The organism is Dickeya zeae NCPPB 2538 (assembly GCF_000406165.1).
In the GTDB taxonomy this organism is placed as follows: Bacteria; Pseudomonadota; Gammaproteobacteria; order Enterobacterales; family Enterobacteriaceae; genus Dickeya; species Dickeya zeae.
The window spans coordinates 3,215,431-3,238,936 of record NZ_CM001977.1; the positions used below are offsets into that span (position 1 = coordinate 3,215,431).

The window sequence follows — 23,506 nt, forward strand, 5'->3', positions numbered from 1 at the left end:
TACGGATAAGCAGGGAGGCAACGATGAAACAGCGTGTGCCCTTGCTGGCCTGGCTGGTTGCCGCGCTGTATCTCACCTCAGCACAGGCCACCGACTGGACACACTGGCGCAACGTCGGCGACGCGACACTGCGCTTCGGCCCGTTTTCGGTCTATCACTCGCAGTTGCGTACGCCAGATGGGCGCTACAGCGGACTGCAACAGGATCAGGCGCTGATTATTACCTATCAGCGGCATATTGACAGTGAAACGCTGGTCGATGCCACACGTGAACAGTGGCAGGCGCTGGGAATTCTGGACAGAGAACCGCAGAGCGAAGCGTGGCTGCACATGCTGGCGCAGTTATGGCCCAGTGTGGATGACGGGTCGCAACTGGCTTTTGTAACCAGCAACCGGCAAGGGCAATTCTGGTATCGCCCTTCCTCGTCGCAGGGCCAGTTTATGCCGCTTGGCCCGGTTCAGTCCGCCGCGTTTAGCGTGTGTTTTCTGTCTATCTGGCTGAGCCCACAGACCCACTATCCCGAATTACGCCAGCAATTACTTGGGGGTGAACGATGAAACGCTTTTTGCTCTTCGTATTGACGATGACGATGCTGCTCACCGGTTGTAGCACAGACATCACCGACTACCGCAGCCAGCAGCCACGCTTCGATCTCTTCCACTATTTTCAGGGCCAGACGCAAGCCTGGGGAATGGTACAGGACCGCCACGGTAAACAACTACGCCGCTTTCACGTCGCCATTCGTGGTGATGTCGCGGGCGATACGCTGACACTCAATGAACAATTTGTCTATGACGACGGTGAACGCCAACAACGCGTCTGGCATATCCGCCGGGTGGGTGACGATCGGTATGAAGGCACTGCAGGAGACATTGAAGGAGTTGCCTACGGCCAGGCATCAGGCAATGCCTTTCACTGGCAGTACAGCATGAACGTCAAGGCAGACGGCGCAATCTGGCTGCTCAATTTTGATGACTGGATGTTCCAGCAAGACGACAGCCACCTGTTCAATAAAACAGAAATGACGAAATTCGGCCTCACCGCAGGTTACGTCACCCTGTTTTTCAGCAAAGGGGCAACGCCATGAACAATCACCCAGAAAACAATCATGCCATGCAGCATGTCATGACAAGCAACATCGACAACAAACCCGTTCTGGGGATTAGCGGCTGTCTGACTGGCTCAGCGGTACGCTTTGACGGCGGGCATAAACGGCTGCGTTTCGTGATGGATGAACTGTCGCCGTGGATAGTGTTCAGGCCCGTTTGCCCGGAAATGTCTATCGACCTGCCGGTGCCTCGTCCGGCACTGCGCCTTATTCAGACTACCAGCGGTGATATCCGCATGCGCATGAGCCATGATACCCAGCAAGACATGACGGAAAAAATGCACGCCTTCACCGCCCGGTATTTGCCCACGCTCGGAAATCTTGCCGGGTTTATCGTCTGTGCCAAATCCCCCAGTTGCGGCATGGAACGGGTAAGACTGTACGATGAGCAAGGCCACCGTGGCCGTAAAGCAGGCGTTGGGTTATTCACCGCCGCCCTGATGAAAGCCTACCCCTGGCTTCCTGTCGAGGAAGATGGCCGCCTGCACGACCCGGTATTGCGCGAGAACTTCGTCGAGCGTTTGTTTGCGCTGCATGAGCTTAACCAGCTGCGTGCCAGTGGATTAACCCGCCACAACCTGCTGGCATTCCACAGCCGCTACAAACTCCAGTTGCTGGCGCACCATCAGGCTGGTTACCGCGAGATTGGCCCTTTTGTCGCCCGCCTTCACGAGTGGGACGACCTTGATGCGTTTTTCATTGCCTACCGTTACAAACTGATGGCGATCCTCCGGCAGCCCGCCTCGCGTAAAAACCATACCAACGTGCTGATGCACATTCAGGGCTACTTCCGCAAACAGCTTAATAACCGCCAGCGCGCAGAGCTGCGCGAGGTGATTATCGGCTATCGGGCAGGACGTCTGCCCATTCTCGCGCCGATCACACTGCTCAAACACTATCTGGCGGAACACCCTGACAGTTACCTGTTGACACAAAACTATTTTGACCCCTATCCGCAAGATTTAGGATTGCGTTTAGCGGTCGCATGATTATCAATCACAAACTTATCAATAACATATTATCAACAAGAGGAAGGTTCCTGGCCGTCAATACATGGCGGCCATGAAACGAGTCAGGTCACACTATCGACAACACCTGCAATTTAGAACCTGACGAGTATATGATGTCGTGATCACTGCCAAAAAAGAGAACGTGCTATGCAACATATCATTGAGGGTTTCCTCAGTTTTCAAAAAGATATATTTCCTCAACGCAAGGAACTCTTCCGCAGTCTGGCATCCAGCCAGAATCCTAAAGCGCTGTTCATTTCCTGCTCCGACAGCCGTCTGGTGCCAGAACTGGTTACCCAGCAGGAACCCGGACAGCTGTTCGTTATCCGTAATGCCGGTAACATCGTGCCTTCTTTCGGTCCGGAACCCGGCGGGGTTTCCGCTACGATTGAATATGCGGTTGTCGCGCTGGGCGTTACCGATATCGTCATCTGTGGCCATTCCAACTGTGGAGCGATGAAAGCCATCGCCTCCTGCCAGTGCCTTGACCCGATGCCTGCCGTGGCACACTGGTTACGTTACTCGGACGCTGCGAAAGCGGTGGTGGAGAAAAAAACCTGGGATAATGAAACCGATAAAGTAAATGCGATGGTGGAAGAAAACGTCATCGCGCAATTGAATAACATCAAAACCCACCCTTCCGTCGCTGTCGGCCTGCGTGACAATGCACTGCGCCTGCATGGATGGGTATACGACATTGAGAGCGGGGTCATTCGCGCGCTGGATAAAGACAGCAAGACATTCGTTTCGCTGGCTGAAAACCCTCACGTTTATTTCGAATAACCCTTCTGGTAGTCAGTAAACTTGCCCTGCGGCCTGTCGGCCCAGGGCATGAATCGCCCCGCTGCCCTCTTCCTCATATTCATATTCATATTCATATTCATATTCATATTCATATTCATCCATAAAAAAACACAAAATCAAAAACACCGAAATATAATCACCCATCCTGAAAAAAGCCGTTTTAAATAATCTCACCCACCAATAAACTTTACTTTATTATCGATTTAATTGTTTCATAAAAATATAAAGGCGATACAGAAAGATAAAATAACACCATAGGAAAAATAACACAGCGATAGGATATATCTCATATATCACCACTGACATATCACTGTCATTATGAGAATCAATGATACCCATTAAAAACACACATAAAAAACAGAATAAATCCCGTAGCACCTGTTATCGAATTTAATTTTATAAAAAATGAGTGAAATTATTTTCACTCGTTATACCCATTAACACGACTGTCTCCACTAAATACGATAGTTATCAGCATTTCTATGCTAATACCAGGAGCATCATGTATATGTCACTGTCTCGAAAAATCTTCAACAAATATTATACAGCCAATGCCATTGTGCTAACTCACCCCCGGCCTGTCATTCGCCGCGGGATTATCCCCCTACTGGCATTACTCTTTGTTTACACCCTGGCTGTGGAAGCAGAACCGTTCAATAGTGTGGTGGTTTTTGGTGATAGCCTGAGTGACGCGGGGAACCTCTCGCAGGCGTTAGGGCTTGGTGTTTCCCGGTTTACGACCAACCCCGGTGAAAATACAGCGATGTACGTTGCCGATGGGCTGGGCCTGTCTGCGACCGATTCCACCTCGGGTGGGAGTAATTATGCCTGGGGTGGCGCGGGTATTCTCAATAATTATTCGTTGGGTGTTTTTTTCTCACCGACTATTCAGTCTCAGGTTGACAGTTACCTGAAAAATAATCGAGCCAGCGCATCAACACTTTATCAAATGTGGGGGGGCTCCAATGATATCTATGCCATTTATGAATCAGCCCCCTCAACGGCCACGTCGGAAATTATCCCGGTCGCCAACGCTGAACTGTCACTACTGAATAATCTGTATGAAGCCGGTGGGCGATATGTCGTGGTGTATAACCTCCCCAATCTTGGCGCGACACCTGATGGTGTCAGTCACAACCTGCAAAATAAATATCGTGAAGTGGTTAATCAATATAATCAGACATTAAATGCCGGACTTGCCACATTAAGCCAGCGGGGGCTCAATATCATCCCGGTCAATACCTATGCCATTCTCGCTGAAATCATGGCCAACCCGTCAGCCTATGGCATTATCAACACCAGTAGTGGCGCGTGTAATGCTCTCTCCTCCCTTATCTGTGAACCTGGCGATTACGCCAGTGGTACGGAAAATACCTATCTTTTTGCTGATACGGTCCATCCCACAACCGGGGGGTACAAAATGCTGGCCAGTATCGTACTCTCTGAAATTGCCGCACCCGGTAAAATTTCATTACTGAGTAAAGGTCCACTCGCCGCCACAGCGTCCCAGTACCGCTTATTGCACAATGAAATTCTGGCTGATACCAATGCCAGTGACACGCGGGTATTTGTGAGTGGCGATGACAATCACGCCGGATCAACCAGTACCTCACCGTCCAGTACAGGAAATAATCGCTTTATCTCCCTCGGCGGTGACGTGAAATGGGGCGAGAATCTTAACACTGGCGTAGTGGTAACCCAGTCTCACCAACGCACGAACGGGGATGATGCAGGCTACACACTGTATGATGGCAGCCTCGCACTGTACGGGGTGTATCATCAGGAGCACGCCTGGCTGAGTGCATTTGCCAACACCGGGCGTTCCAGCTTCGATAATGCTTATCGCACCCTTCATATTGGCCCGGCTAATCGTCGGGAGTCTGGCTCAGTAGACGGGTATCATGTTGGCGGTGGTATTGATGGTGGCTGGTGGTTCAATCTGGGCCCCGTCAAAACCGGCCCCTTTGCCCGTCTTGAACGTCAGTTCGTTAAGGTCGATGGCTACAGTGAACGCGGTGATGACAGCTCCGCCATGTGGTTTTCATCACAACGTCGTCAATCTCTGGTTTCCAGCCTTGGCTGGCGAGTGCAGGCGTTATGGAACCTGTCCGGTTTAGGAATCAGCCCTTTTGCAGACGTGGCCTGGAATCACGATTATATGACCCATCCCCCGCAGATAACGGCCGGGTTGAACACCATGAACGGTGCTTTCACGATGCCAGGTGCGGCTTCAGAGAAAAACTGGGGCACGGCCAATGCCGGGATCGCGGTCGATATCACCCCCCAATGGCATACCTGGTTGCAGTATTCCAGCCAGTTTGGCGGTAATACCCGAAAAGAGGGCTATGGCGTCAGTGCCGGTCTGGCCTACGCGTTCAAATAAGGCTCCAGCCAGACGCGCTCACGCCACGCAAAAGAGATCAGCATCACAAAAAACACGGTCGCAGCGATCCACAATTCGCCCCTCTGCAGAACAAATGCAAAATCTGCGCAATTTCTTGCTCACTTTCCAGCATAAATCCCTGTTTGCGCAATGGATGCCGTTTTTTCAGGAAGTCTGCGCAACTTTTTGCTCAAGTTTGACTTAGGGAAAATGGCGATATTATTTTTCCCTTTAAAAACAATACAATAAAAACTGGCATGGTCATTGCTTTGTAAACGGTGAAGTCACACTAACCGTTCAACAACAAGGAGCAAGACTATGCCAACTCCATGCTATATCAGCATCGAAGGTAAAACGCAGGGCAATATCACCGCCGGTGCCTTCACCTCCGACTCCGTCGGCAACATCTACGTGCAGGGCCACGAAGACGAGATGCTGGTGCAGGAATTCAAACACATCGTCACCGTACCGACCGACCCGCAGTCCGGCCAGCCTGCCGGTCAGCGCGTGCACAAACCGTTCAAGTTTACCGTCGCGCTGAACAAAGCCGTCCCGCTGCTGTATAACGCGCTGGCCTCCGGTGAAATGCTGCCGACCGTGACCCTGAAGTGGTACCGCACCTCTGTCGAAGGCAAGCAGGAGCATTTCTTCACCACCACCCTCACCGACGCCACCATCGTCGACATCAACAACCAGATGCCGCACTGTCAGGACCCGTCCAAGCAGGACTACACCCAGCTGATCGAAGTGTCGCTGGCCTACCGCAAGGTGGACTGGGAGCACACCGTGGCCGGGACCTCCGGCTCTGACGACTGGCGCGCGCCGATCGAAGCGTAATGGCCATCAACCCGGACTCCGGTCCGGGTGTTGTCGTTTTCAGCCTGCCCTGAGCGATGAAAGGGGTCATCGCTGAGGGCGGACGCAGACAGGGAATAAGGAGGACGTCAGGTGGCCAACAGTACCGGATTGCAGTTTACCGTGAAGGTCGGCGCGTTGCCGGACACCACCTTCGCGGTGGTGGATTTTGAACTGAGCGAGGCGCTGAACCAGCCGTTTGCGCTGTCGCTCAATCTGGCCAGCAGCCAGCCCGGCATCGACTTCGGCGCGGTGCTGGACCAGCCATGCGAGCTGCTGGTGTGGTACGACGGCGAACTGCAGCGCCGGGTCAGCGGTATCGTCAGCCGCTTTGCCCAGGGCGACACCGGTTTTCGCCGCACCCGCTATCAGGCCGAGGTGCGCCCGGCGCTGTGGCGGCTCGGTCTGCGCACCAACGCCCGCATCTTCCAGACCCAGAAGCCGGACGCCATTATCAGTACCCTGCTGGAAGAAGCCGGAATTACCGATTACGCCTTCGCGCTGCGCCACGAGCATGCGGTGCGCGAGTACTGCGTGCAGTACCGCGAAAGCGACCTGGCGTTCATCAACCGGCTGGCGGCAGAAGAAGGGCTGTTCTACTTCCACGAGTTTGAAGCCGGTAAGCACCGGGTGGTGTTCGCCGATGACGCCGGTGCGCTGACCAAAGGCCCGGAACTGTTCTTCAATCTCGCCGCGCAGGGGCTGAGCGAAGGGGCGTATGTGCGTCGTTTCCGCTACGCCGAAGCGGTCAGTACCGCCGAAGTGGCACTGAAGGATTACAGCTTCAAAACGCCGGCTTACGGGCTGCTGCACAACAGGATGAGCAGCGAGCTGGACCATCAGCGCGAGTCCTACCAGCACTTTGACTACCCCGGCCGCTTCAAGCAGGACCCGAGCGGCAAGGCGTTTACCGGCTACCGGCTGGACGCGTTGCGTGCCGGGGCCATGACCGGGGCGGGCGAATCCAATGCCGCCGAACTGAGGCCGGGTGGCACCTTTACCCTGACCGAGCACCCGAACCCGGCGTTTAACCTGGCCTGGCAGGTGGTGGCGGTGACCCACAGCGGCCAGCAGCCGCAGGCGCTGGAAGAGGAAAGCGGCGGCGAGCCGACCACCATCAGCAACAGCTTCGAGGTGGTGAAAGCCACCACCACCTGGCGGGCGGCCATGCCGTACAAGCCGATGGTGGACGGCCCGCAGATTGCCACCGTGGTCGGCCCGGCGGGGGAAGAGATTTACTGCGACGAGTTTGGCCGGGTGAAGCTGCAGTTCCCGTGGGACCGCTACGGTGCCAGCGACGACCAGAGCTCCTGCTGGGTGCGGGTCAGCCAGGGCTGGGCCGGTGGTCAGTACGGGCTGATTGCCATTCCGCGCATCGGTCATGAGGTGGTGGTGAGCTTTCTGGAGGGGGACCCGGACCAGCCCATCGTCACCGGGCGCACCTTCCACGCCACCAACCCGTCGCCGTATCCGCTGCCAGCCAGCAAGACCCGCACCTCGCTGCGCACCAGTACCCATAAAGGGGCCGGGTTCAACGAACTGCGCTTTGAAGACCAGGCCGGGCAGGAAGAGGTGTTTATCCACGCCCAGAAGGACATGAACACCGTGGTGCTGAATAACCGCAGCACGGCGGTCAACGCCAGTCATACCGAAAACGTGGGCGGCGACCAGACGGTGGTGGTGCAGCACAACCAGACGGTGTCGGTGAAGGAAAATCAGGTCACCGAGATTCAGGGCGAGCAGACCGTCGCCGTCACCCAAAACCGCCACACCACCGTCGACGACAACGAGTCGCTGCAGGTGAAAAACAATATCGCCATCCAGTCCCAGAGCGGCGACATCCTGATTGCCACCGCGGGTGGCTTCATCGCCATCGACAAGGACGGCAACATTTCCATTACCGGCAAAGGACTGGTGCTGAACGGCACCCGTATCGATTTGAACTGAGGGAGCAGCACGCATGTATCAGATGAACGAAGGCACCCTGGCTATTCCGGCGGGCTGGCGCGACGAGTCGCTGCACGTGTTTGTGCTGCCGGGCGATACCGCCAATCTGGTGGTCAACCGCACACCGATTGAATTCGGCCTGTCGCCGGACACCGTCTATGAACAGACGCTGTCACAATTTTCCGCCCACCTGAAGGGCTATCAGGAGCGCGCCGCCTGGGAACTGACGCTGGATGGTCAACCCGCCCGCGGACTGGAGTACAGCTGGCGCTCGCCGGAAGGCCCCATGCACCAGGTGGTGGTGATGCAGGTGCGCGGCGAGCTGTTGCTGACCTTTACCGTTACCGCCGCCGGTGAACTGCAGGATGAACAGAAAACCGCGCTGCTGGCGGTCATCGAGACGTTCAAAGCCGCGTCCTGAAGGGAGTCACGATGCTCAACGATATTCTGAGCCGGGTGGCCCGGGTGGGGGCCATGCATGCCGGAAACCGTCCCAACCCGCCCGCCGACCGGCCGCAACCCTGTCAGGGTAAACCGCCAACCTCGCCGGGCAAGACCATCAAACACAAGAGTTTCCTCGGTGCGCTGGCCGGTGCCGTGGCCGGGGCGCTGGTGGCGGCGGCTGTCGCGGCAGCGGCGGTATTTCTGGTCGGCGTCACCGGCGGACTGGCGGTGGCGGCCGTCGGGGCACTGGCGGTGTTTGCTGCCGGTGACCTGATTTCCGCCGTCACCAATAAAGTGTCGGCGATGGTAGACAGTGCATCACCGGCCTTCGGGCCGGTGGCGTCCGGCTCGGGTAACGTGTTTGTCGAAAAACAGCCGGTGGCCCGCGCCACGAAAGACACCGTCGCCTGCACCAAGCACAACAGTCCGCAACTGATTGCCCAGGGCAGCGAGTCAGTGTTCGTGAACGACGCACCGGCCGCCCGTATCGACGATAAAACCGTGTGTGGCGCCACTATCAAGGAAGGGGCCTCGACGGTCTTTTTCGGCTCCGGGCAGGGCACCTATCTGGAGATTGCCGACGAGTTCAGTTGGTGGGAAAAAGCGTTGCTGATTGCGGTGGAGTTTCTGGTGCCGCCCAGCCGGGGCATGTTCAGGGGGCTGGGAAAGCTGTTTATCCGTGGTCCCAAGGCAGTACTACGCGGCTCCAGAGCCGGGGCAAAGTGGATTGCCGGTCGCCTCGCGGATAAATCATCTTGTGCCAGTAAGGCTTTCAAAGCCAGCAGTGGGCTGACGCGAGCCAAGGCAGCAGTAAAGGCGTTCCTGAAAGATCCGGTTTATATCGCCAGCGGCGAGGTGATTGAATCCCGTACCGATATCGAACTGGGTCAGACGTTGCCGTTGGTGTTCGAGCGGACCTATCGCTCCGCTTCCCCCCACACCGGACTGCTGGGCCGCGGCTGGCACGACAGCTGGAGCGAGGTGGCGACGGTAACGCACGACGGCCTCAACACCCACGTGGTCATCACGCTGGCACAGGGCTACGACATCGATTTTACCTTCCATCAGGACGTGCAGGCAGTGTACTGCCCGCACTACCCGGAATTTACCCTGCACCGCCGGGGTGACGGCTTCAGCCTGTGGCACCGCGACCAGCAGACCTGGCGCGACTTTAGTGTGGTACAGGGCGAGCGCCGGTTGTTGTCGGCCCTTCACGATAGCCACGACAACCGCATCGAGCTGGTACGCGACCCGAAAGGCTACCTGCGCCAGCTGCGCCACAGCGACGGCGTCACCCTGCTGCTGGTATGGCAGGGTGAGTACCTGCACCAGATACAACGCATCGATGGTGGCCAGAAGACGCTGCTGGCCGAATACCGCCAGGACGAACAGGGCCGACTGGTGGAAGCGGACGCCACCCACGCCTATCACCTCTATTATGAGTACGACGCGGCCCACCGACTGACCCGCTGGCACGATAACGACCAGACCTGGGCACGCTACGAGTACGACGCACAGGGGCGCTGCGTCTACACCACCTGCGCCGACGGTTTTCTGACCGCCCGCTTCGACTACCTGCCCGACCGGGTGGTGATGACCGATGGCCTCGGCCAGCGCAGCGAATTCGGTTTTAACGACCTGCACCTGATGAGCTGGCAACAATCCCCGCTCGGCCACATCACCCGCTACGACTACGACGATGTCGGCAACCTGCTGCGGGAAATCTCGCCCGCCGGGCGGGTGGTCGAATTCGGTTATCTCGACGATACCGGGCGGGTCAGCACCTTTACCGACGCCAGCGGCCACCAGTGGCAGTACGACTACGACGACGCGCTGCGGCTGTGCGGCGTCACCGACCCGCTGGGCCGCGAGTGGGGCTGGGTGTATGACGCCGAGGGTAACCCGGAGCGGCTCACCGGGCCGGATGCCAGCGAGGTACGATTCACCTGGAACCGCTACGGCCTGCTGACCCAGGTCAGTGACGCCGCCGGTGAGGTGCAGGCGCGGTTGCAGTACGACCACCGCCAGCGGCTGCTGAGCGCCACTGACGCCGAGAGCCGTACCCGGCAGTTGCGTTACGACATGCAGGACCGGGTGGTGCAGTGGCAACGGGCGGACGGTGCCCGTTTCCGGCTCGGCTACCGCCGGGCCAGCTGGACGCTGCCGGAGCAGCTGATACGCCCGGATGACAAGGAAGAGCAGCGCCAGTACGACCGCCACAACAACCTGCTGAGCTACGTGGACGGCAACGGCGCGCTGTGGCGTCAGACCTTCGGCCCGTTCGACCTGCTGACCGCGCGCACCGACGCCGAAGGGCGCACCTGGCACTACGCGTACGATAAAGAGAGCCAGCAGCTGACAACGGTTATTGCCCCGGACGGCAGCCGCTGGCAGTGGTGGCTGGACGCCGACGGGCGGGTCATCCGTGAGCGCGACATGACCGGCACCGAGACCCACTACGATTACGACGAGGACGGCCTGTGCATCCGCGTGCGCAACGGCGAAGGCGACACCCGCCACTTCCTGTACGACGCCCGCGGGCTGCTGTTGCGTGAAACCGCGCCGGACGACACCCTGCACTACCGGTACGATGCGGTGGGTCGCCTGACCGAGGTCTCGTCAGCCACCGCCCATGTGCAACTGGACTACGACCTGCGCGACCGGGTGGTGCGTGAATGGCATAACGGCACGCTGCTCACCCGCCAGTACGATGACGCGGCCCGCACCGTCACCCGCACCCTGACCTGGGACGGCGACGCCGGAGACACCACCGGCACCCTCGCGCCACTCACCAGTCTGTTCCATTACACCCGCACCGGCGAGCTGCGACAGGTGCAGTTGCCGGACGGTGCCGAGCTGACCCTGACCCAGGACGCGGCGGGCCGGGAGTCGCTCCGCACCGGCGGCGGCTTTGTCCAGCAGCGGGAATACGACGTGATGGGCTGGCTGACGCGGGAGATGAGCGGCGCACAGCACGACGGCCACCTGCTGGCAGCCCAGACGCGGGAATACCGCTACGACGGTGCCGGTAACCTGACCGGGGTGCGGCATAACCGCGACGCCGAAGGTTATCGGCTGGACGCCACCGGCCGGGTGCAGGCAGTGCTGAGCGGTGGCGCGGGCAAACCGGTAGACACCCTCGCCCGCTATCACTATACCCGCACCGGTCTGCCGCAGGAGGCGGGGCGGCTTACCGAGTGGCAGTCTGGCCGACTGGTGCAGCACGATGACACCCATTACCAGTACGACAGGGCCGGACGGCTCATCCGTAAACAGGTGGTGCAGCCGGGCTACCGCCCGCAGGTATGGCAGTACCGCTGGGACAGCCGCAACCAGCTGCGGGTGGTGGATACCCCGACCGGTGAACGCTGGCTGTATCGTTACGACCCGTTCGGCCGCCGGGTGGGCAAACGCTGCGACCAGAAAGCCGAAGAGACCCGCTACCAGTGGGACGGCGACCAGATAGCGGAAATCCGCCACTACCGCCACGGTCAGCTGATACAACGTCGTCACTGGGTCTACAACGGCTGGGAGCTGGTGGTACAGCAGCGCCAGCACACCGGCGGCGACTGGGAAACGGATTTTGTGACCAGCAGCCAGAACGGTACCCCGCAGGCGCTGTTCACACCGGACGGCACCCTGCGCTGGCAGGCCCCGACAGCCACGCTGTGGGGCCAGCGGCAGGCAGAAAAATCGGAAAGTCCGGACCCCGGTCTGGCCTTCGCCGGGCAGCTCCGTGACAGCGAAAGCGGGCTGTGCTATAACCGCTTTCGGTACTACGACCCGGCCGGTGGGTGTTATGTCTCGCCAGACCCGATAGGGATAGCGGGCGGGGATAATAACTACGCTTACGCGCCGAATCCGATTACCTGGATCGACCCGCTGGGGTTGGCGGGGTGCTCTGTACTTGACGATATAATAAAAGATGCAAATAAAGTTGCTTCACCGGGTGGTGGTATTACATCAAAACAAGCACAAATACTGCGAAACAATCTCCCAGTCATCCAGAGGCGTAGCGCTTTCCAAAACCAAATGGCTAGAAAAGAGTTTGTAAAAACTCAAGATTACCTAATGAAACAATGGGAGGCCAATATGGGGATGACGTGGCCAAAAGGAGCTACACCACATCATATAATTCCTCTGGAGAGTGGTGGTGCAAATAAATGGTGGAATTTAATGCCAACAAATGGAACATTGCCGAACCATTCACTTCCCGGAATACCCGGCCCTCATGCTGCCGGAGGAACGCTTCGCACAACGATTCAACAAGGACGCAAAGCTTTACCCCCTGGAACGATAACCGATTTAAGGCTGCCATATGGTTGATATAACTGAAGAGATAAAAAAAATAGAAGCTGCTAGCTTTTTCTCTCTCATGGGGGTTAACAACCTCCATGAAGGGGATGTTATACTCATTGAAAATGTAAGAAAAGTATTCATTGAGCCATCAGATACTGATTTTAAAGGGTTCTATAAAAAAACCGAATGGCTTCCGACTTCACCCACTCAAGATGATCCATTTTATAAGAAACAAGCCAACCCCAAAGAGCTTATTGAATTACGTAAAGAGATAAATAAATACGTGATCTCTGCGACAAGAGAGCTTAATAAAGCTAATTTTATCTCTTCTCCTCATGATTTTAGTGTTGCAGCGAGAAATGCAATTTGCTTTGCGTTTAGGCAACTTATTACAGAGAGATATTTTTCCCTTGGTAACAGATGGGAAAGGATTACTGAGATTTATTACTCAGGTCATTGGCCTGTAGGTTTTGCAAAAGAAAGATATGTAGTTATTTAAACAATAACCCGGAAGCGATCCCAACGATCCTTACGGCTTATTATTATCTGCCGCTCAGTGGCGGTGATTTACCGTCCGTTTCCCATCCCTACCTGACCTGATGCGGCGCAGGCAAACCGGTGGACACCCTCGCCCGCTTCCACTACACCCGCACCGGTCTGCCGCAGGAGGCGGGGCGGCTTACCGAGTGGCAGTCTGGCCGACTGGTTCAGCACGATGACACCCATTACCAGTACGACAGGGCCGGATGGCTTATCCGTAAACAGGTGGTGCAGCCGGGCTACCGCCCGCAGGTGTGGCAGTACCGCTGGGACAGTCGCAACCAGCTGCGGGTGGTGGATACCCCGACCGGCGAACGCTGGCTGTACCGTTACGACCCGTTCGGCCGCCGGGTGGGCAAACGCTGCGACCAGAAAGCCGAAGAGACCCGTTACCTGTGGGACGGCGACCAGATAGCGGAAATCCGCCACTACCGCCACGGTCAGCTGATACAACGTCGTCACTGGGTCTACAACGGCTGGGAGCTGGTGGTACAGCAGCGCCAGCACACCAGCGGCGACTGGGAAACGGATTTTGTGACCAGCAGCCAGAACGGCACCCCACAGGCGCTGTTCACACCGGACGGCACCCTGCGCTGGCAAGGCCCCGAAAGCCACCCTGTGGGGCCAGCGTCAGGCAGAAAAATCGGAAAGTCCGGACCCCGGCCTGGCCTTCGCCGGGCAGCTCCGTGACAGCGAAAGCGGGCTGTGCTATAACCGCTTTCGGTACTACGACCCGGCCGGTGGGTGTTATGTCTCGCCAGACCCGATAGGGATAGCGGGCGGGGATAATAACTACGCTTACGTCCAGAACCCCAATAGCTGGGTTGATCCGCTGGGCCTTGCTGGGTGTAGTGCTTATAAGGGAAAATTAAGTGTAAAAGCGTCTGAAATGAAACCACTGATTAAAGGTTCAAAAGAATGGAATCAGGCAGTAAAAGATGCCAAGCTTGCTACCTCTAATGGTGAGAAATTCCAAGTCAAAGTTAGAACAAGCAGCGATGCAAAAGCTTTCTTAAAAGAGACGCAAGGAAATATGAACCGCTATAAAGCACATACTCAAAGTGGCCGCGCTGATGGTGTCGCAAAATACCCGAAAGGGTATGAACAACATATGGCTCCCGAAGGTGGTTTAGGCGATAGCCCCCATATCAAATGGTATAATAACGGAACCGATGGTCATATTTTCTATGACATCCCAAATTGATTATGAAAAATGATTACTCTTTTAATGATCTTTTAGAGAAAACCCCCTATAACCTCATGGATAAAAATGAACTATTTTTTAAAATGAGAAAGTTGACAATGGACGGTGCAATTTTCCATCTCGATAGTGTTAAAGAAATAGAAGGGGTTCTCAGCGATGAATTTTATTTCATTGTACACAATATAGTTGCTTACAAAGGGAAGACCCCATTTCTGAAGGGGCTTTTTTTTGCAACTTCCAGGAAACCGTTAATCGAATTTCTAGAAAAATCCATAGCGCGTGATGATTTAAGGGATTTAGTGATAGCACCTAAGTTTAAGACTGAGCCTCGTTACGTAATACAGGTAAATGACGGCACATTTTATTTGTGTAAATGAGAGCATTACTCTGGCCGGAAAGATCCCTCTGTTCCTTCCGGCTTTATTTTATCTCCTGTTCAATTACGGTTATTTACTATTATTAGCTATCTATCTTTAACCAAATAAAAACCACCGCCTTCTGGCATCAGCCTTTTCTCTGTTCAACCTGCTGGTTTCTCGCTCCGACACCGAAAGCCACCCTGTGGGGCCAGCGTCAGGCAGAAAAATCGGAAAGTCCGGACCCCGGTCTGGCCTTCGCCGGGCAGCTCCGTGACAGCGAAAGCGGGCTGTGCTATAACCGCTTTCGGTACTACGACCCGACCGGTGGGTGTTATGTCTCGCCAGACCCATTGAGCATCTTAGGTGGTGAGCAGAATTATGCATATGTGCATAATCCGGTTGGATGGGTTGATCCGTTTGGATTAGCTGGTTGTGCAAGTGTCGATAAAGATGGGATTCTAAGCATTAAAAACAAATTTTCTCCTGGTTCAGCAGAGATTTGGCATTACAGAAGCATGTTGCAGATTGGAACGCTCAAATTCAGGCTAATGGTGGCTCAATGACAAGACAAGCCGTAAGTCCAGAAATGCGCGCTTCTGCTAATAATGCAGCTAACGCAGCTAAGAAAAAGACACCTGAATTATATCCAAAAGGTACTGCTCCAGGTCATACCCCTGATGTTGGATGGGGAGGGGAAACTGAAGGACCAATAATTCCGCTTCTGTCTAGAGTGAATAGCTATATCGGCGGCGCTACTCAAGCGGTTCCTGTTGGAACCACATACTCTAAAGTAATTCTCATTTAAGTTTCGGGATTTCTTATGAAAGAACAAATGAATTCTGTAATTGAAAAGAAAAAAAATTTGACGGTGATTTTTTTATTCAACCCAATTCTCCTGAGCTAGTTTATCAAGGTAAGATACCGACTCTAATGAAAGGTGTTTACAGAGATGCCAGTCCAATGCTGGAAGCGCGGTTCAAACTCTACGGAAGATGGGGAAACGCTACTCATGGTCATTGGCTAAGCATTAGTGATATGGAGGATTTGTGGAGCAATCCTATTCAGGATGAATTTATTGACTTAATTAAATTTCAAGCTGAATGCTTAAGAGATGATTGGTCTAACAGTGCTTATGGACTATTTAGAGAAAGCCGTCTTTCCTTGTTTGCCGGTAGTGATATAGGAAATGAAGCTATTTTTCTGCTATGGCTTGATGATGAGTCTGAACCTGAATTTTGGGTTTATGACGTGAATGGAGAGTCGAAATATAAGAATTTCATTGAATACTTGACTGCATATCTGAATGACGATGTGAGTGCGTCTGCCCTTTCGTGGCGCTTTTAATTTCATTCTGATTAGTTACTTGGATATAATATTCACGGAAAAGAAGAGGTTGTTTTTTAAATCAGTCGAGATTACTTAATAAATCTTCTACCTTTGACCTGTAAACAGACTCGACAGCCGGGCTACCACCCATAGACGTGGAAATATAGTAGAGGTAGCCGCAACCAGCTGCGGGTGGTGGATACCCCGAACGGCGAGCGCTGGCTGTACCGTTACGACCCGTTTGGCCGCCAGGTGGGCAAGCGCTGCGACCAGAAAGCCGAAGAAATTCGCTACCTGTGGGACAGCGACCAGATAGCGGAAATCCGCCACTACCGCCACGGCCAGCTGATACAACGTCGTCACTGGGTCTACAACGGCTGGGAACTGGTGGTACAGCAGCGCCAGCACACCGGCGGCGACTGGGAAACGGATTTTGTCACCAGCAGCCAGAACGGTACCCCGCAGGCACTGTTCGCACCGAACGGCACCCTGCGCTGGCAGCGCACAGCACTGTCCCAATCACATCCCTGCTTTTGTCATTCGATACACATTCTCATTTCTTCTACGGCAGAAGTGGGGTATATCAACGGGACGACCAAAGTAACCATCAGATCAGGATGAGACGAGACATGTTTTCAAAATACTATGACGTTGAAGATAGCCATATCGATTTCCAGGGCGTCGTCGATGGCCTCTATTACCCATTCTATATGGAATGGACGCGCCACGCGTTCATGAAAGAATCGTTGGGTATTGATATTGAAGAGGAATTTAAACAAGGGAAAATCTATATGGTACTTGAGTATTCCCTGCGCTTTCGTAAAAGCCTGCAAAAAGGCGATCGGCTAGAGGTTACCTGCCAGTTAGAAAAAAATGAGAAGCGTAACCGCGTCAACTTCGTTCAACACATTAAGGTTGATGGCACCACATATGCAGAAGCCACATTTGTGGCAACCTGCCTGAGTAATGGTCGCCCGTCCATGCCTGAAGCCATCACCAATGCGCTAGCGCTGTAAAAGTCGCATAGTACCTCCATGCCGCCGGAACAGGCACATAGAGGTACAAACAGCCGAACCGGGGTGTCCTCCCCGGTTAATCCTTGTCAACTTGCCGGATTGCTCGCCATGACGATCCACGCCGCCCCCTTGATCATCACCGACCGTTCGCCAGGACCGAGACTGAAGTGTGGATGGTCAGTTACCTGCGACGCGCCTAATCGACACGGCCTCAAAGAAGCCGGAATAGAGGTTGCGTTTCATGCAGCGAAAGGATATGCGGCACAAGCCTGGAGTCAGGCCGTGCAAAAGCCGGGGACGGCGACCTTCTGAAACAGGTGTGGCATGGCCGAAACGGATGGCGGATAGTCCGAAACCTTCGCTATGAACTCGGGACGGGCGAAGGCATCGCGGAGCGTCTCGGTAGACTCCCACTCCACATAGTTCAGAAAGATCGGGCTATCGCCGATCGCTCGGTGCAGTTGGGTGGAGATATAGCCGGGCTGCTTCGTCAGGATTCCGGCTGCCGTCGTAAAGGCATCCAGAAAGCCCGCTTCGTCGGCAGAACCAACCGTGAATATGTTGATGAGTACGATTGGCGCGGCCGGGATACCCAGTTGGCGCTCAAGCGGGAATTCATCGTCTAGCGGCTTGAATTTCTTTAAAACTTCCATGGTCGTACTCCCATCTATTGTGAAATCGAAACTGGGGTGATCAATGCGGTTAGCAGGCTTTTGCAGCCTACGGCAACTGGAGAAGGTAATTTGTGCTCTCAAACCAGCATCGACTGCTGGGCGGAGATACCCGCCATGGCACCTTGCCATACTGCCGTAGTGACCGAATGCATGGCGGGGTTGGCAAGGTCGCCGGCAGCATAGATGCCGGGCATACTGGTTTCGCGGCGTTCGTCGACCTTGAGAGCAATGCCCTGGGGCGTATCGACCGTGGCGAGGCCCAGCGATTCATGCAGACGTGCAGACGGCTTGTTACGTGGATGCGCGAACAAAATGTCGACTGCAACAGAGGGGGCGACATCGAGCCTGATGGTGGCGTTATGGCTAGCATCATGGTCAACTTCGGTGATCCGCCCATCGATGACGGGAATGCCGCGGTGCGCCAGATCCGCCCGGATATCGGCTGGGATGTCATGACCATCGGCAAAGACCGTCAGCGTGTCGGTCCAGTCGTGGTACAGCCTGACGTAGTTGTGCGACATTGTGCCGGACCAGACGAGGCCCCAATGACGGTCGGCGACTTCAAAGCCGTCGCAATAAGGACAGGGCACGATGTTCGAACCCCAGCCTTCGGCAAAGCCCGGAACAGCGGGAATCTGGTCGGCAACGCCATAGCTCAGTATCAGGCGGCGCGCCCTGAGGCTTTCGCCATCACTGGTGAGGACAGAGAAATCGTCGATAGCACCGGAGACGCTCTCGGCCCGGGCACTCACCAGTTTGATCGTGGGATAGCGCGCCAGTTGTTGCCGAGCGTCGGTCAGAATGTCCTGCGGCAGCTTGTGGTCATGGCCGAGCACGCCATGCGAGCGATCCGCGAAGCGATTGCGCGGCAGGCCGGTATCGAGAACGATGACCTTGCGGCGGGCACGGCCGAGTTGCAGGGCGGCGGCGAGGCCGGCAAAGCTGCCACCAATGATAATAACGTCATTCATGGTAATGGGTTCCGTGTTGTTGATGATTGAAGAGCAGGTTGAAACCTACTCATTGGCTTGCATAATTTAGATACTATGCGGTATCATAATTATGTAATTAAGATACTGTCAAGTACTGGAATTAGCATGATCGAAAAAAAGCAGGGACGACGCGGTCGCCCCGCCAATGAGGCGCTCGGCCAAACGATAGTCGACGCCGCGAGCGAACTCTTTGTGGAACTGGGTTTTCAAGCGACAACCATGGACAAGGTCGCCCAGCGGGCGAAGATATCCAAGCTAAGTATCTATCGGCACTTCGAGAACAAGGAGGCGCTGTTCAGCGCGGCCATCGCGGCTCACTGTCATCAGTTTTCCCCCCAGGCCCTTATTGAAAGCGTCGGCGGTTCGGCAGAAGATCAGCTCATCGCGGTGGGATCATCCCTGCTTCGCACGCTGTTGAGCCCGGAAGTCCGCAGTGTCGAAGCCATGATCATGGCCGACAAGACGAATCAAAAGTCGTTAAGCAAGCTCCATTACGAAGCCGGTGCTGCCTATGTGATTGCCCAGATCGAGGCCCTGTTGCGTCAGTTGCACGCGAAGGCAGTGCTGAACGTGCCTGATCCTCTCCGATCTGCCCGCTTATTTGGCGCGCTTATCAAAGGATCCGACCTCCTGACAATCGCTCGCTTCGATGAGGCGAGAGCAGAGGACGACAACGAAATCGAATCCTACTGCCGCTCGGCCGTCGAGATGTTCATCGCTGCGCACGGTGGCCACGATCACACGAGCGGATAAGATAAGTAGCAGACGCGTCTCCAATTGATGTGAGGCTAACGCACTGCTATTGCATGAAAGGCGTAAACTCCAAGCGTAAAGAGAATCTGGACATGAGCAAACTCGGTCGCATTGGTGAGTCCACAGTGTGTAACGGGCGTCGATAATCAGGCCCAGTCAAGGGTACTCATGGACAGAGAGAATGTGATGCTGTTGACGTGGCAATCAGTTGTTGGGTCTTGAACCTTCAGTTAGGGGTTGCCTCTTTTCACCCGCCGGCAGGGGACTTCACACAATGGTACGGGGGTTCCAGTCGGACGTAGACAATGCCATGCGTACTTGCGGGTAACTGCGGTGAAGCAGATGGTGATGAGTTGCTTACTCATATCAACACCATAGTGGAGACGGACAAACCGTGACGGCTGACATCTGCGGCGACTGAGCGTGTTCGATACCATGCCGGCATTCCTTAGCCGGAACATGGTATCGATGTAGCGCTCTTACATACAATGTACGCTATTAAAAACGCCATTGATCATGTAGTAAGCATTACTATCCGTTTTTATTTTCTGATATAAAATCAAATAGTTATTAATTAACCTTATTCCCACTCAATCGTTGCTGGCGGCTTACCAGAAACGTCGTATACCACGCGGGAGATACCGTCGACTTCGTTGATAATACGGTTGGAAACGCGGCCGAGGAATTCATACGGCAGGTGCGCCCAGTGTGCGGTCATGAAGTCGATAGTTTCGACTGCGCGCAGCGAAACAACCCAGTCGTATTTACGACCGTCACCCATAACACCAACGGAGCGTACCGGCAGGAACACCGTGAACGCCTGGCTGACTTTGTCGTACAATTCCGCTTTGTGCAGTTCTTCGATAAAGATGGCATCAGCACGACGCAACAGGTCGCAATACTCTTTCTTCACTTCACCCAGCACACGCACGCCAAGGCCCGGCCCCGGGAACGGATGACGGTACAGCATGTTATACGGCAGGCCCAATTCCAGACCAATCTTGCGCACCTCATCTTTGAACAGCTCTTTGAGCGGCTCAACCAGACCCAGCGCCATATCATCCGGCAAACCGCCGACGTTATGGTGCGACTTGATAACGTGCGCTTTGCCAGTAGCGGAAGCAGCGGATTCGATCACATCCGGATAAATCGTGCCTTGCGCCAGCCATTTCACATCGGTCAGCTTACCTGCTTCTTCATCAAATACCTCAACGAAGACGCGGCCGATGGTTTTACGCTTGGCTTCCGGGTCATCAATGCCCGCCAGCGCCGACAGGAAACGGTTTTCCGCCTGAACATGTACGATGTTCAGGCCGAACTGGTCACCAAACATCTCCATCACCTGCTCGGCTTCATTCAGACGCAACAGACCGTTGTCCACAAACACACAGGTCAGGCGTTCACCAATCGCACGATGCAACAGCAATGCCGTTACCGACGAGTCGACTCCACCGGACAGGCCAAGAATCACCTTGTCTCCACCAACCTGCTGACGAATACGCTCAACGGCGTCGTCGATGATTTTGGCCGGTGTCCACAGCGCTTCACACTGGCAAATATCACGGACAAACCGCTCCAGCATGCGCTGACCTTGACGGGTGTGGGTCACTTCCGGATGGAACTGCACGCCGTAAAAGCGTTTTTCTTCGTTCGCCATGATGGCATACGGGCAGGTATCGGTGCTGGCAACAGTGACGAAGTCAGCCGGGATAGCGGTGACTTTGTCGCCGTGGCTCATCCATACGTCTAACAGCGGAGCACCGCTGGCGCTGACGGCATCCTGAATATCGCGGACCAGCGCACTGTTGGATTTGACTTCAACCTGAGCATAGCCAAACTCACGCTCACTGGAGCCTTCCACTTTGCCGCCCAGTTGCATCGCCATGGTCTGCATACCATAACAGACACCCAGTACCGGTACACCGGCCTGGAAAACATACTCCGGCGCACGCGGGCTATTAAACTCGGTGGTACTTTCCGGGCCGCCGGAAAGGATGATGCCATTCGGGTTGAACTCGCGAATTTGCGCTTCGGTGACATCCCATGCCCACAGTTCGCAGTATACGCCCAGTTCACGTACGCGACGTGCCACCAGTTGCGTGTATTGCGAGCCGAAATCCAGAATAAGAATGCGATGTTGATGAATGTTTTCTGTCATGAGAGGCGTATTCCACTACGGAGCGAAAGAAAAATTGAACCCGGTAAGTTTACCGGGTTCGTAACAGTAAATCAGCCGGTAAGCGCTTAGCCCATACGATAGTTCGGCGACTCTTTGGTAATAGTCACATCGTGGACATGGCTTTCCTGAATACCAGCACCGCTGATACGCACGAATTCAGCTTTAGTACGCAGCGCATCAATGGTCGCACAACCGGTCAAGCCCATGCAGGAGCGCAAACCACCCATCTGCTGATGCACGATCTCTTTCAGGCGGCCTTTATAAGCCACTCGACCTTCGATACCTTCCGGTACCAGCTTGTCAGCCGCATTGTCAGACTGGAAGTAACGGTCGGACGAACCTTTAGACATCGCACCCAGCGAGCCCATGCCACGGTAAGATTTGAACGCACGGCCCTGATACAGTTCGATTTCACCCGGCGATTCTTCCGTGCCCGCCAGCATGGAACCGACCATCACGCAGGCGGCACCCGCGGCGATCGCTTTGGCGATATCGCCAGAGAAGCGGATACCACCGTCGGCAATCACCGGAATTCCGGTGCCTTCCAGTGCGTCGACCGCGTCAGCAATCGCCGTAATCTGCGGTACACCGACACCGGTTACGATACGGGTAGTACAAATAGAACCAGGGCCAATCCCGACTTTCACGGCACTGACACCGGCTTCGGCCAGCGCACGCGCACCGGCACCCGTCGCGACGTTACCACCGATGATCTGCAAATCCGGGTATTTGGCACGGGTTTCACGAATACGCTGCAACACGCCTTCAGAGTGGCCGTGGGAGGAGTCAATCAGCAAGACGTCCACGCCAGCGGCAACCAACGCGTCAATACGCTCTTCGTTACCCGCACCGGCACCGACTGCTGCACCAACGCGCAGACGGCCGTGCTCATCTTTACACGCGTTCGGTTTACGTTCTGCTTTCTGGAAATCTTTTACTGTGATCATCCCAACCAGACGGAACTGCGCATCCACCACCAGCGCTTTTTCGATACGGCGCTCGTGCATTTTTTGCAGCACGACGTCGCGCGCTTCGCCTTCTTTGACCGTCACCAGACGTTCTTTCGGGGTCATGACCGCGCTAACCGGACGGTCCAAATCGGTAACGAAGCGAACGTCACGACCAGTGATGATGCCGACCAGCTCATTACCGGTCGTGACCACCGGATAACCGGCAAAACCGTTACGTTCGGTGAGCGCTTTCACTTCACGCAGTGTCGTTTCTGGCGTTACTGTCTGCGGGTCAACCACCACGCCGCTTTCATGGCGTTTTACGCGGCTCACTTCTTCCGCCTGGCGCTCAATGGGCATGTTCTTATGGATGAAACCAATGCCGCCTTCTTGTGCCAGCGCAATCGCCAGACCAGATTCGGTCACGGTGTCCATGGCGGCAGACAGCATAGGAATGTTTAAACGGATACGTTGAGTCAGTTGTGTGCTCAGATCAGCCGTGTTGGGCAGAACGGTGGAATGGGCAGGAACGAGGAGAACATCATCGAAGGTCAGTGCTTCTTTAGCGATTCGTAGCATGGCAATATCTCACCGGGATTGAGGATGGGAATTAGATAAAATATTGCCGCGGCATTATACAGGCCGAAATCGATTGCCTCCAGC

Annotated in this window: 21 protein-coding genes and 3 pseudogenes; 19 read left to right on the top strand and 5 right to left on the bottom strand. The window is 55.2% G+C overall.

What is annotated here, in order from left to right:
- Positions 1–23 precede the first annotated feature (23 nt).
- From DZE2538_RS14075 to DZE2538_RS14090, 4 genes are all read left to right on the top strand, one after another.
- Positions 24–557 carry a hypothetical protein gene (locus DZE2538_RS14075; protein WP_038916619.1) on the top strand — a complete coding sequence of 178 codons (534 nt, stop codon included), beginning with the start codon at positions 24–26 and terminating at the stop codon, positions 555–557.
- Positions 554–1,087: a DUF3833 domain-containing protein gene (locus DZE2538_RS14080; RefSeq protein WP_023640452.1), complete on the top strand. Its 534-nt coding sequence runs from the start codon at positions 554–556 to the stop codon at positions 1,085–1,087. Before DZE2538_RS14075 ends, DZE2538_RS14080 begins: the two co-directional genes overlap by 4 nt.
- Positions 1,088–1,137: 50 nt before the next feature.
- Entirely contained in the window at positions 1,138–2,097 is a 960-nt protein-coding gene (locus DZE2538_RS14085; RefSeq protein WP_026358146.1) for a YbgA family protein, read from the top strand.
- A 168-nt stretch (positions 2,098–2,265) separates the two neighbouring features.
- Positions 2,266–2,901, top strand: a complete 636-nt coding sequence (locus DZE2538_RS14090; RefSeq protein WP_023640454.1) for a carbonic anhydrase — start codon at positions 2,266–2,268, stop codon at positions 2,899–2,901.
- A gap of 12 nt (positions 2,902–2,913) precedes the next feature.
- On the opposite strand, the gene DZE2538_RS21090 is transcribed toward DZE2538_RS14090, so the two are convergent.
- Entirely contained in the window at positions 2,914–3,066 is a 153-nt protein-coding gene (locus tag DZE2538_RS21090) for a hypothetical protein (RefSeq protein WP_162830905.1), read from the bottom strand.
- Positions 3,067–3,430: 364 nt separating this feature from the next.
- Between DZE2538_RS21090 and DZE2538_RS14095 the strand changes: the two genes are divergently transcribed.
- The 14 genes and pseudogenes from DZE2538_RS14095 to DZE2538_RS14150 all read left to right on the top strand — a co-directional run bounded on the left by DZE2538_RS14095 (position 3,431) and on the right by DZE2538_RS14150 (position 17,295).
- Entirely contained in the window at positions 3,431–5,305 is a 1,875-nt protein-coding gene (locus DZE2538_RS14095) for an autotransporter domain-containing protein (protein WP_236616968.1), read from the top strand.
- Positions 5,306–5,623: 318 nt separating this feature from the next.
- On the top strand, positions 5,624–6,142 hold the full coding sequence (locus tag DZE2538_RS14100) for an Hcp family type VI secretion system effector (RefSeq protein ID WP_012768188.1): 519 nt from the start codon (positions 5,624–5,626) through the stop codon (positions 6,140–6,142).
- 111 nt (positions 6,143–6,253) lie between these two features.
- Positions 6,254–8,107, top strand: a complete 1,854-nt coding sequence (locus DZE2538_RS14105; RefSeq protein ID WP_038916620.1) for a type VI secretion system Vgr family protein — start codon at positions 6,254–6,256, stop codon at positions 8,105–8,107.
- A gap of 13 nt (positions 8,108–8,120) precedes the next feature.
- Positions 8,121–8,528, top strand: coding sequence for a DUF1795 domain-containing protein (locus DZE2538_RS14110; RefSeq protein ID WP_033577390.1), 408 nt, complete (start codon positions 8,121–8,123; stop codon positions 8,526–8,528).
- A gap of 11 nt (positions 8,529–8,539) precedes the next feature.
- The gene (locus tag DZE2538_RS14115) at positions 8,540–12,877 is read left to right on the top strand and encodes an RHS repeat-associated core domain-containing protein (protein ID WP_236616969.1); all 4,338 of its coding nucleotides are present in this window, start codon (positions 8,540–8,542) and stop codon (positions 12,875–12,877) included.
- Positions 12,870–13,349: a hypothetical protein gene (locus DZE2538_RS14120; RefSeq protein ID WP_038916621.1), complete on the top strand. Its 480-nt coding sequence runs from the start codon at positions 12,870–12,872 to the stop codon at positions 13,347–13,349. The genes DZE2538_RS14115 and DZE2538_RS14120 overlap by 8 nt, the downstream gene beginning before the upstream one ends.
- A 104-nt stretch (positions 13,350–13,453) precedes the next feature.
- Positions 13,454–14,243: pseudogene (locus tag DZE2538_RS14125) on the top strand (RHS repeat-associated core domain-containing protein); the annotation flags it as partial.
- Positions 14,244–14,279: 36 nt separating this feature from the next.
- On the top strand, positions 14,280–14,594 hold the full coding sequence (locus DZE2538_RS21075) for a hypothetical protein (protein WP_050568699.1): 315 nt from the start codon (positions 14,280–14,282) through the stop codon (positions 14,592–14,594).
- 2 nt (positions 14,595–14,596) lie between these two features.
- Positions 14,597–14,971, top strand: a complete 375-nt coding sequence (locus DZE2538_RS14135) for a hypothetical protein (protein ID WP_038916623.1) — start codon at positions 14,597–14,599, stop codon at positions 14,969–14,971.
- Positions 14,972–15,141: 170 nt separating this feature from the next.
- Positions 15,142–15,393: pseudogene (locus DZE2538_RS21495) on the top strand (RHS repeat-associated core domain-containing protein); the annotation flags it as partial.
- Between the two features lie 119 nt (positions 15,394–15,512).
- Positions 15,513–15,758, top strand: coding sequence for a hypothetical protein (locus DZE2538_RS21295; RefSeq protein WP_169409507.1), 246 nt, complete (start codon positions 15,513–15,515; stop codon positions 15,756–15,758).
- A 125-nt stretch (positions 15,759–15,883) separates the two neighbouring features.
- Positions 15,884–16,297 carry a hypothetical protein gene (locus DZE2538_RS14140; protein ID WP_236616970.1) on the top strand — a complete coding sequence of 138 codons (414 nt, stop codon included), beginning with the start codon at positions 15,884–15,886 and terminating at the stop codon, positions 16,295–16,297.
- A gap of 102 nt (positions 16,298–16,399) precedes the next feature.
- A pseudogene (locus tag DZE2538_RS14145) lies at positions 16,400–16,780 on the top strand (hypothetical protein); the annotation flags it as partial.
- 128 nt (positions 16,781–16,908) lie between these two features.
- Positions 16,909–17,295 (top strand): acyl-CoA thioesterase, encoded by a 387-nt coding sequence (locus DZE2538_RS14150; RefSeq protein ID WP_038916626.1) that lies wholly within the window; start codon positions 16,909–16,911, stop codon positions 17,293–17,295.
- 275 nt (positions 17,296–17,570) lie between these two features.
- On the opposite strand, the gene DZE2538_RS14155 is transcribed toward DZE2538_RS14150, so the two are convergent.
- Positions 17,571–17,948 (bottom strand): antibiotic biosynthesis monooxygenase family protein, encoded by a 378-nt coding sequence (locus DZE2538_RS14155; RefSeq protein ID WP_038916627.1) that lies wholly within the window; start codon positions 17,946–17,948, stop codon positions 17,571–17,573.
- 98 nt (positions 17,949–18,046) lie between these two features.
- On the bottom strand, positions 18,047–18,940 hold the full coding sequence (locus DZE2538_RS14160) for an NAD(P)/FAD-dependent oxidoreductase (protein ID WP_038916628.1): 894 nt from the start codon (positions 18,938–18,940) through the stop codon (positions 18,047–18,049).
- 126 nt (positions 18,941–19,066) lie between these two features.
- Here DZE2538_RS14160 and DZE2538_RS14165 point away from each other — a divergent pair, with 126 nt between their 5' ends.
- A complete protein-coding gene (locus DZE2538_RS14165) occupies positions 19,067–19,714 on the top strand; it encodes a TetR/AcrR family transcriptional regulator (RefSeq protein WP_038916629.1) in 648 nt (215 codons plus the stop codon).
- A 580-nt stretch (positions 19,715–20,294) separates the two neighbouring features.
- Here the strand turns inward: DZE2538_RS14165 and guaA are convergent.
- A complete protein-coding gene (gene guaA / locus DZE2538_RS14170) occupies positions 20,295–21,872 on the bottom strand; it encodes a glutamine-hydrolyzing GMP synthase (RefSeq protein WP_038916630.1) in 1,578 nt (525 codons plus the stop codon).
- An 86-nt stretch (positions 21,873–21,958) separates the two neighbouring features.
- Positions 21,959–23,422, bottom strand: coding sequence for an IMP dehydrogenase (gene guaB, locus DZE2538_RS14175; RefSeq protein WP_023640462.1), 1,464 nt, complete (start codon positions 23,420–23,422; stop codon positions 21,959–21,961).
- Positions 23,423–23,506 lie beyond the last annotated feature (84 nt).

Coding starts and splice junctions, on each gene's coding strand:
- DZE2538_RS21295 (WP_169409507.1), top strand. CDS start 15,513: ATGACAAGACAAGCCGTAAGTCCAGAAATGCGCGCTTCTGCTAATAAT.
- DZE2538_RS14120 (WP_038916621.1), top strand. CDS start 12,870: ATGGTTGATATAACTGAAGAGATAAAAAAAATAGAAGCTGCTAGCTTT.
- DZE2538_RS14160 (WP_038916628.1), bottom strand. CDS start 18,940: ATGAATGACGTTATTATCATTGGTGGCAGCTTTGCCGGCCTCGCCGCC.
- DZE2538_RS14110 (WP_033577390.1), top strand. CDS start 8,121: ATGTATCAGATGAACGAAGGCACCCTGGCTATTCCGGCGGGCTGGCGC.
- DZE2538_RS14080 (WP_023640452.1), top strand. CDS start 554: ATGAAACGCTTTTTGCTCTTCGTATTGACGATGACGATGCTGCTCACC.
- DZE2538_RS14090 (WP_023640454.1), top strand. CDS start 2,266: ATGCAACATATCATTGAGGGTTTCCTCAGTTTTCAAAAAGATATATTT.
- DZE2538_RS14075 (WP_038916619.1), top strand. CDS start 24: ATGAAACAGCGTGTGCCCTTGCTGGCCTGGCTGGTTGCCGCGCTGTAT.
- guaA (WP_038916630.1), bottom strand. CDS start 21,872: ATGACAGAAAACATTCATCAACATCGCATTCTTATTCTGGATTTCGGC.
- DZE2538_RS14140 (WP_236616970.1), top strand. CDS start 15,884: ATGAAAGGTGTTTACAGAGATGCCAGTCCAATGCTGGAAGCGCGGTTC.
- DZE2538_RS14165 (WP_038916629.1), top strand. CDS start 19,067: ATGATCGAAAAAAAGCAGGGACGACGCGGTCGCCCCGCCAATGAGGCG.
- DZE2538_RS14150 (WP_038916626.1), top strand. CDS start 16,909: ATGTTTTCAAAATACTATGACGTTGAAGATAGCCATATCGATTTCCAG.
- DZE2538_RS14115 (WP_236616969.1), top strand. CDS start 8,540: ATGCTCAACGATATTCTGAGCCGGGTGGCCCGGGTGGGGGCCATGCAT.
- DZE2538_RS14095 (WP_236616968.1), top strand. CDS start 3,431: ATGTCACTGTCTCGAAAAATCTTCAACAAATATTATACAGCCAATGCC.
- guaB (WP_023640462.1), bottom strand. CDS start 23,422: ATGCTACGAATCGCTAAAGAAGCACTGACCTTCGATGATGTTCTCCTC.
- DZE2538_RS14135 (WP_038916623.1), top strand. CDS start 14,597: ATGAAAAATGATTACTCTTTTAATGATCTTTTAGAGAAAACCCCCTAT.
- DZE2538_RS14155 (WP_038916627.1), bottom strand. CDS start 17,948: ATGGAAGTTTTAAAGAAATTCAAGCCGCTAGACGATGAATTCCCGCTT.
- DZE2538_RS14100 (WP_012768188.1), top strand. CDS start 5,624: ATGCCAACTCCATGCTATATCAGCATCGAAGGTAAAACGCAGGGCAAT.
- DZE2538_RS21075 (WP_050568699.1), top strand. CDS start 14,280: ATGAAACCACTGATTAAAGGTTCAAAAGAATGGAATCAGGCAGTAAAA.
- DZE2538_RS21090 (WP_162830905.1), bottom strand. CDS start 3,066: ATGGGTGATTATATTTCGGTGTTTTTGATTTTGTGTTTTTTTATGGAT.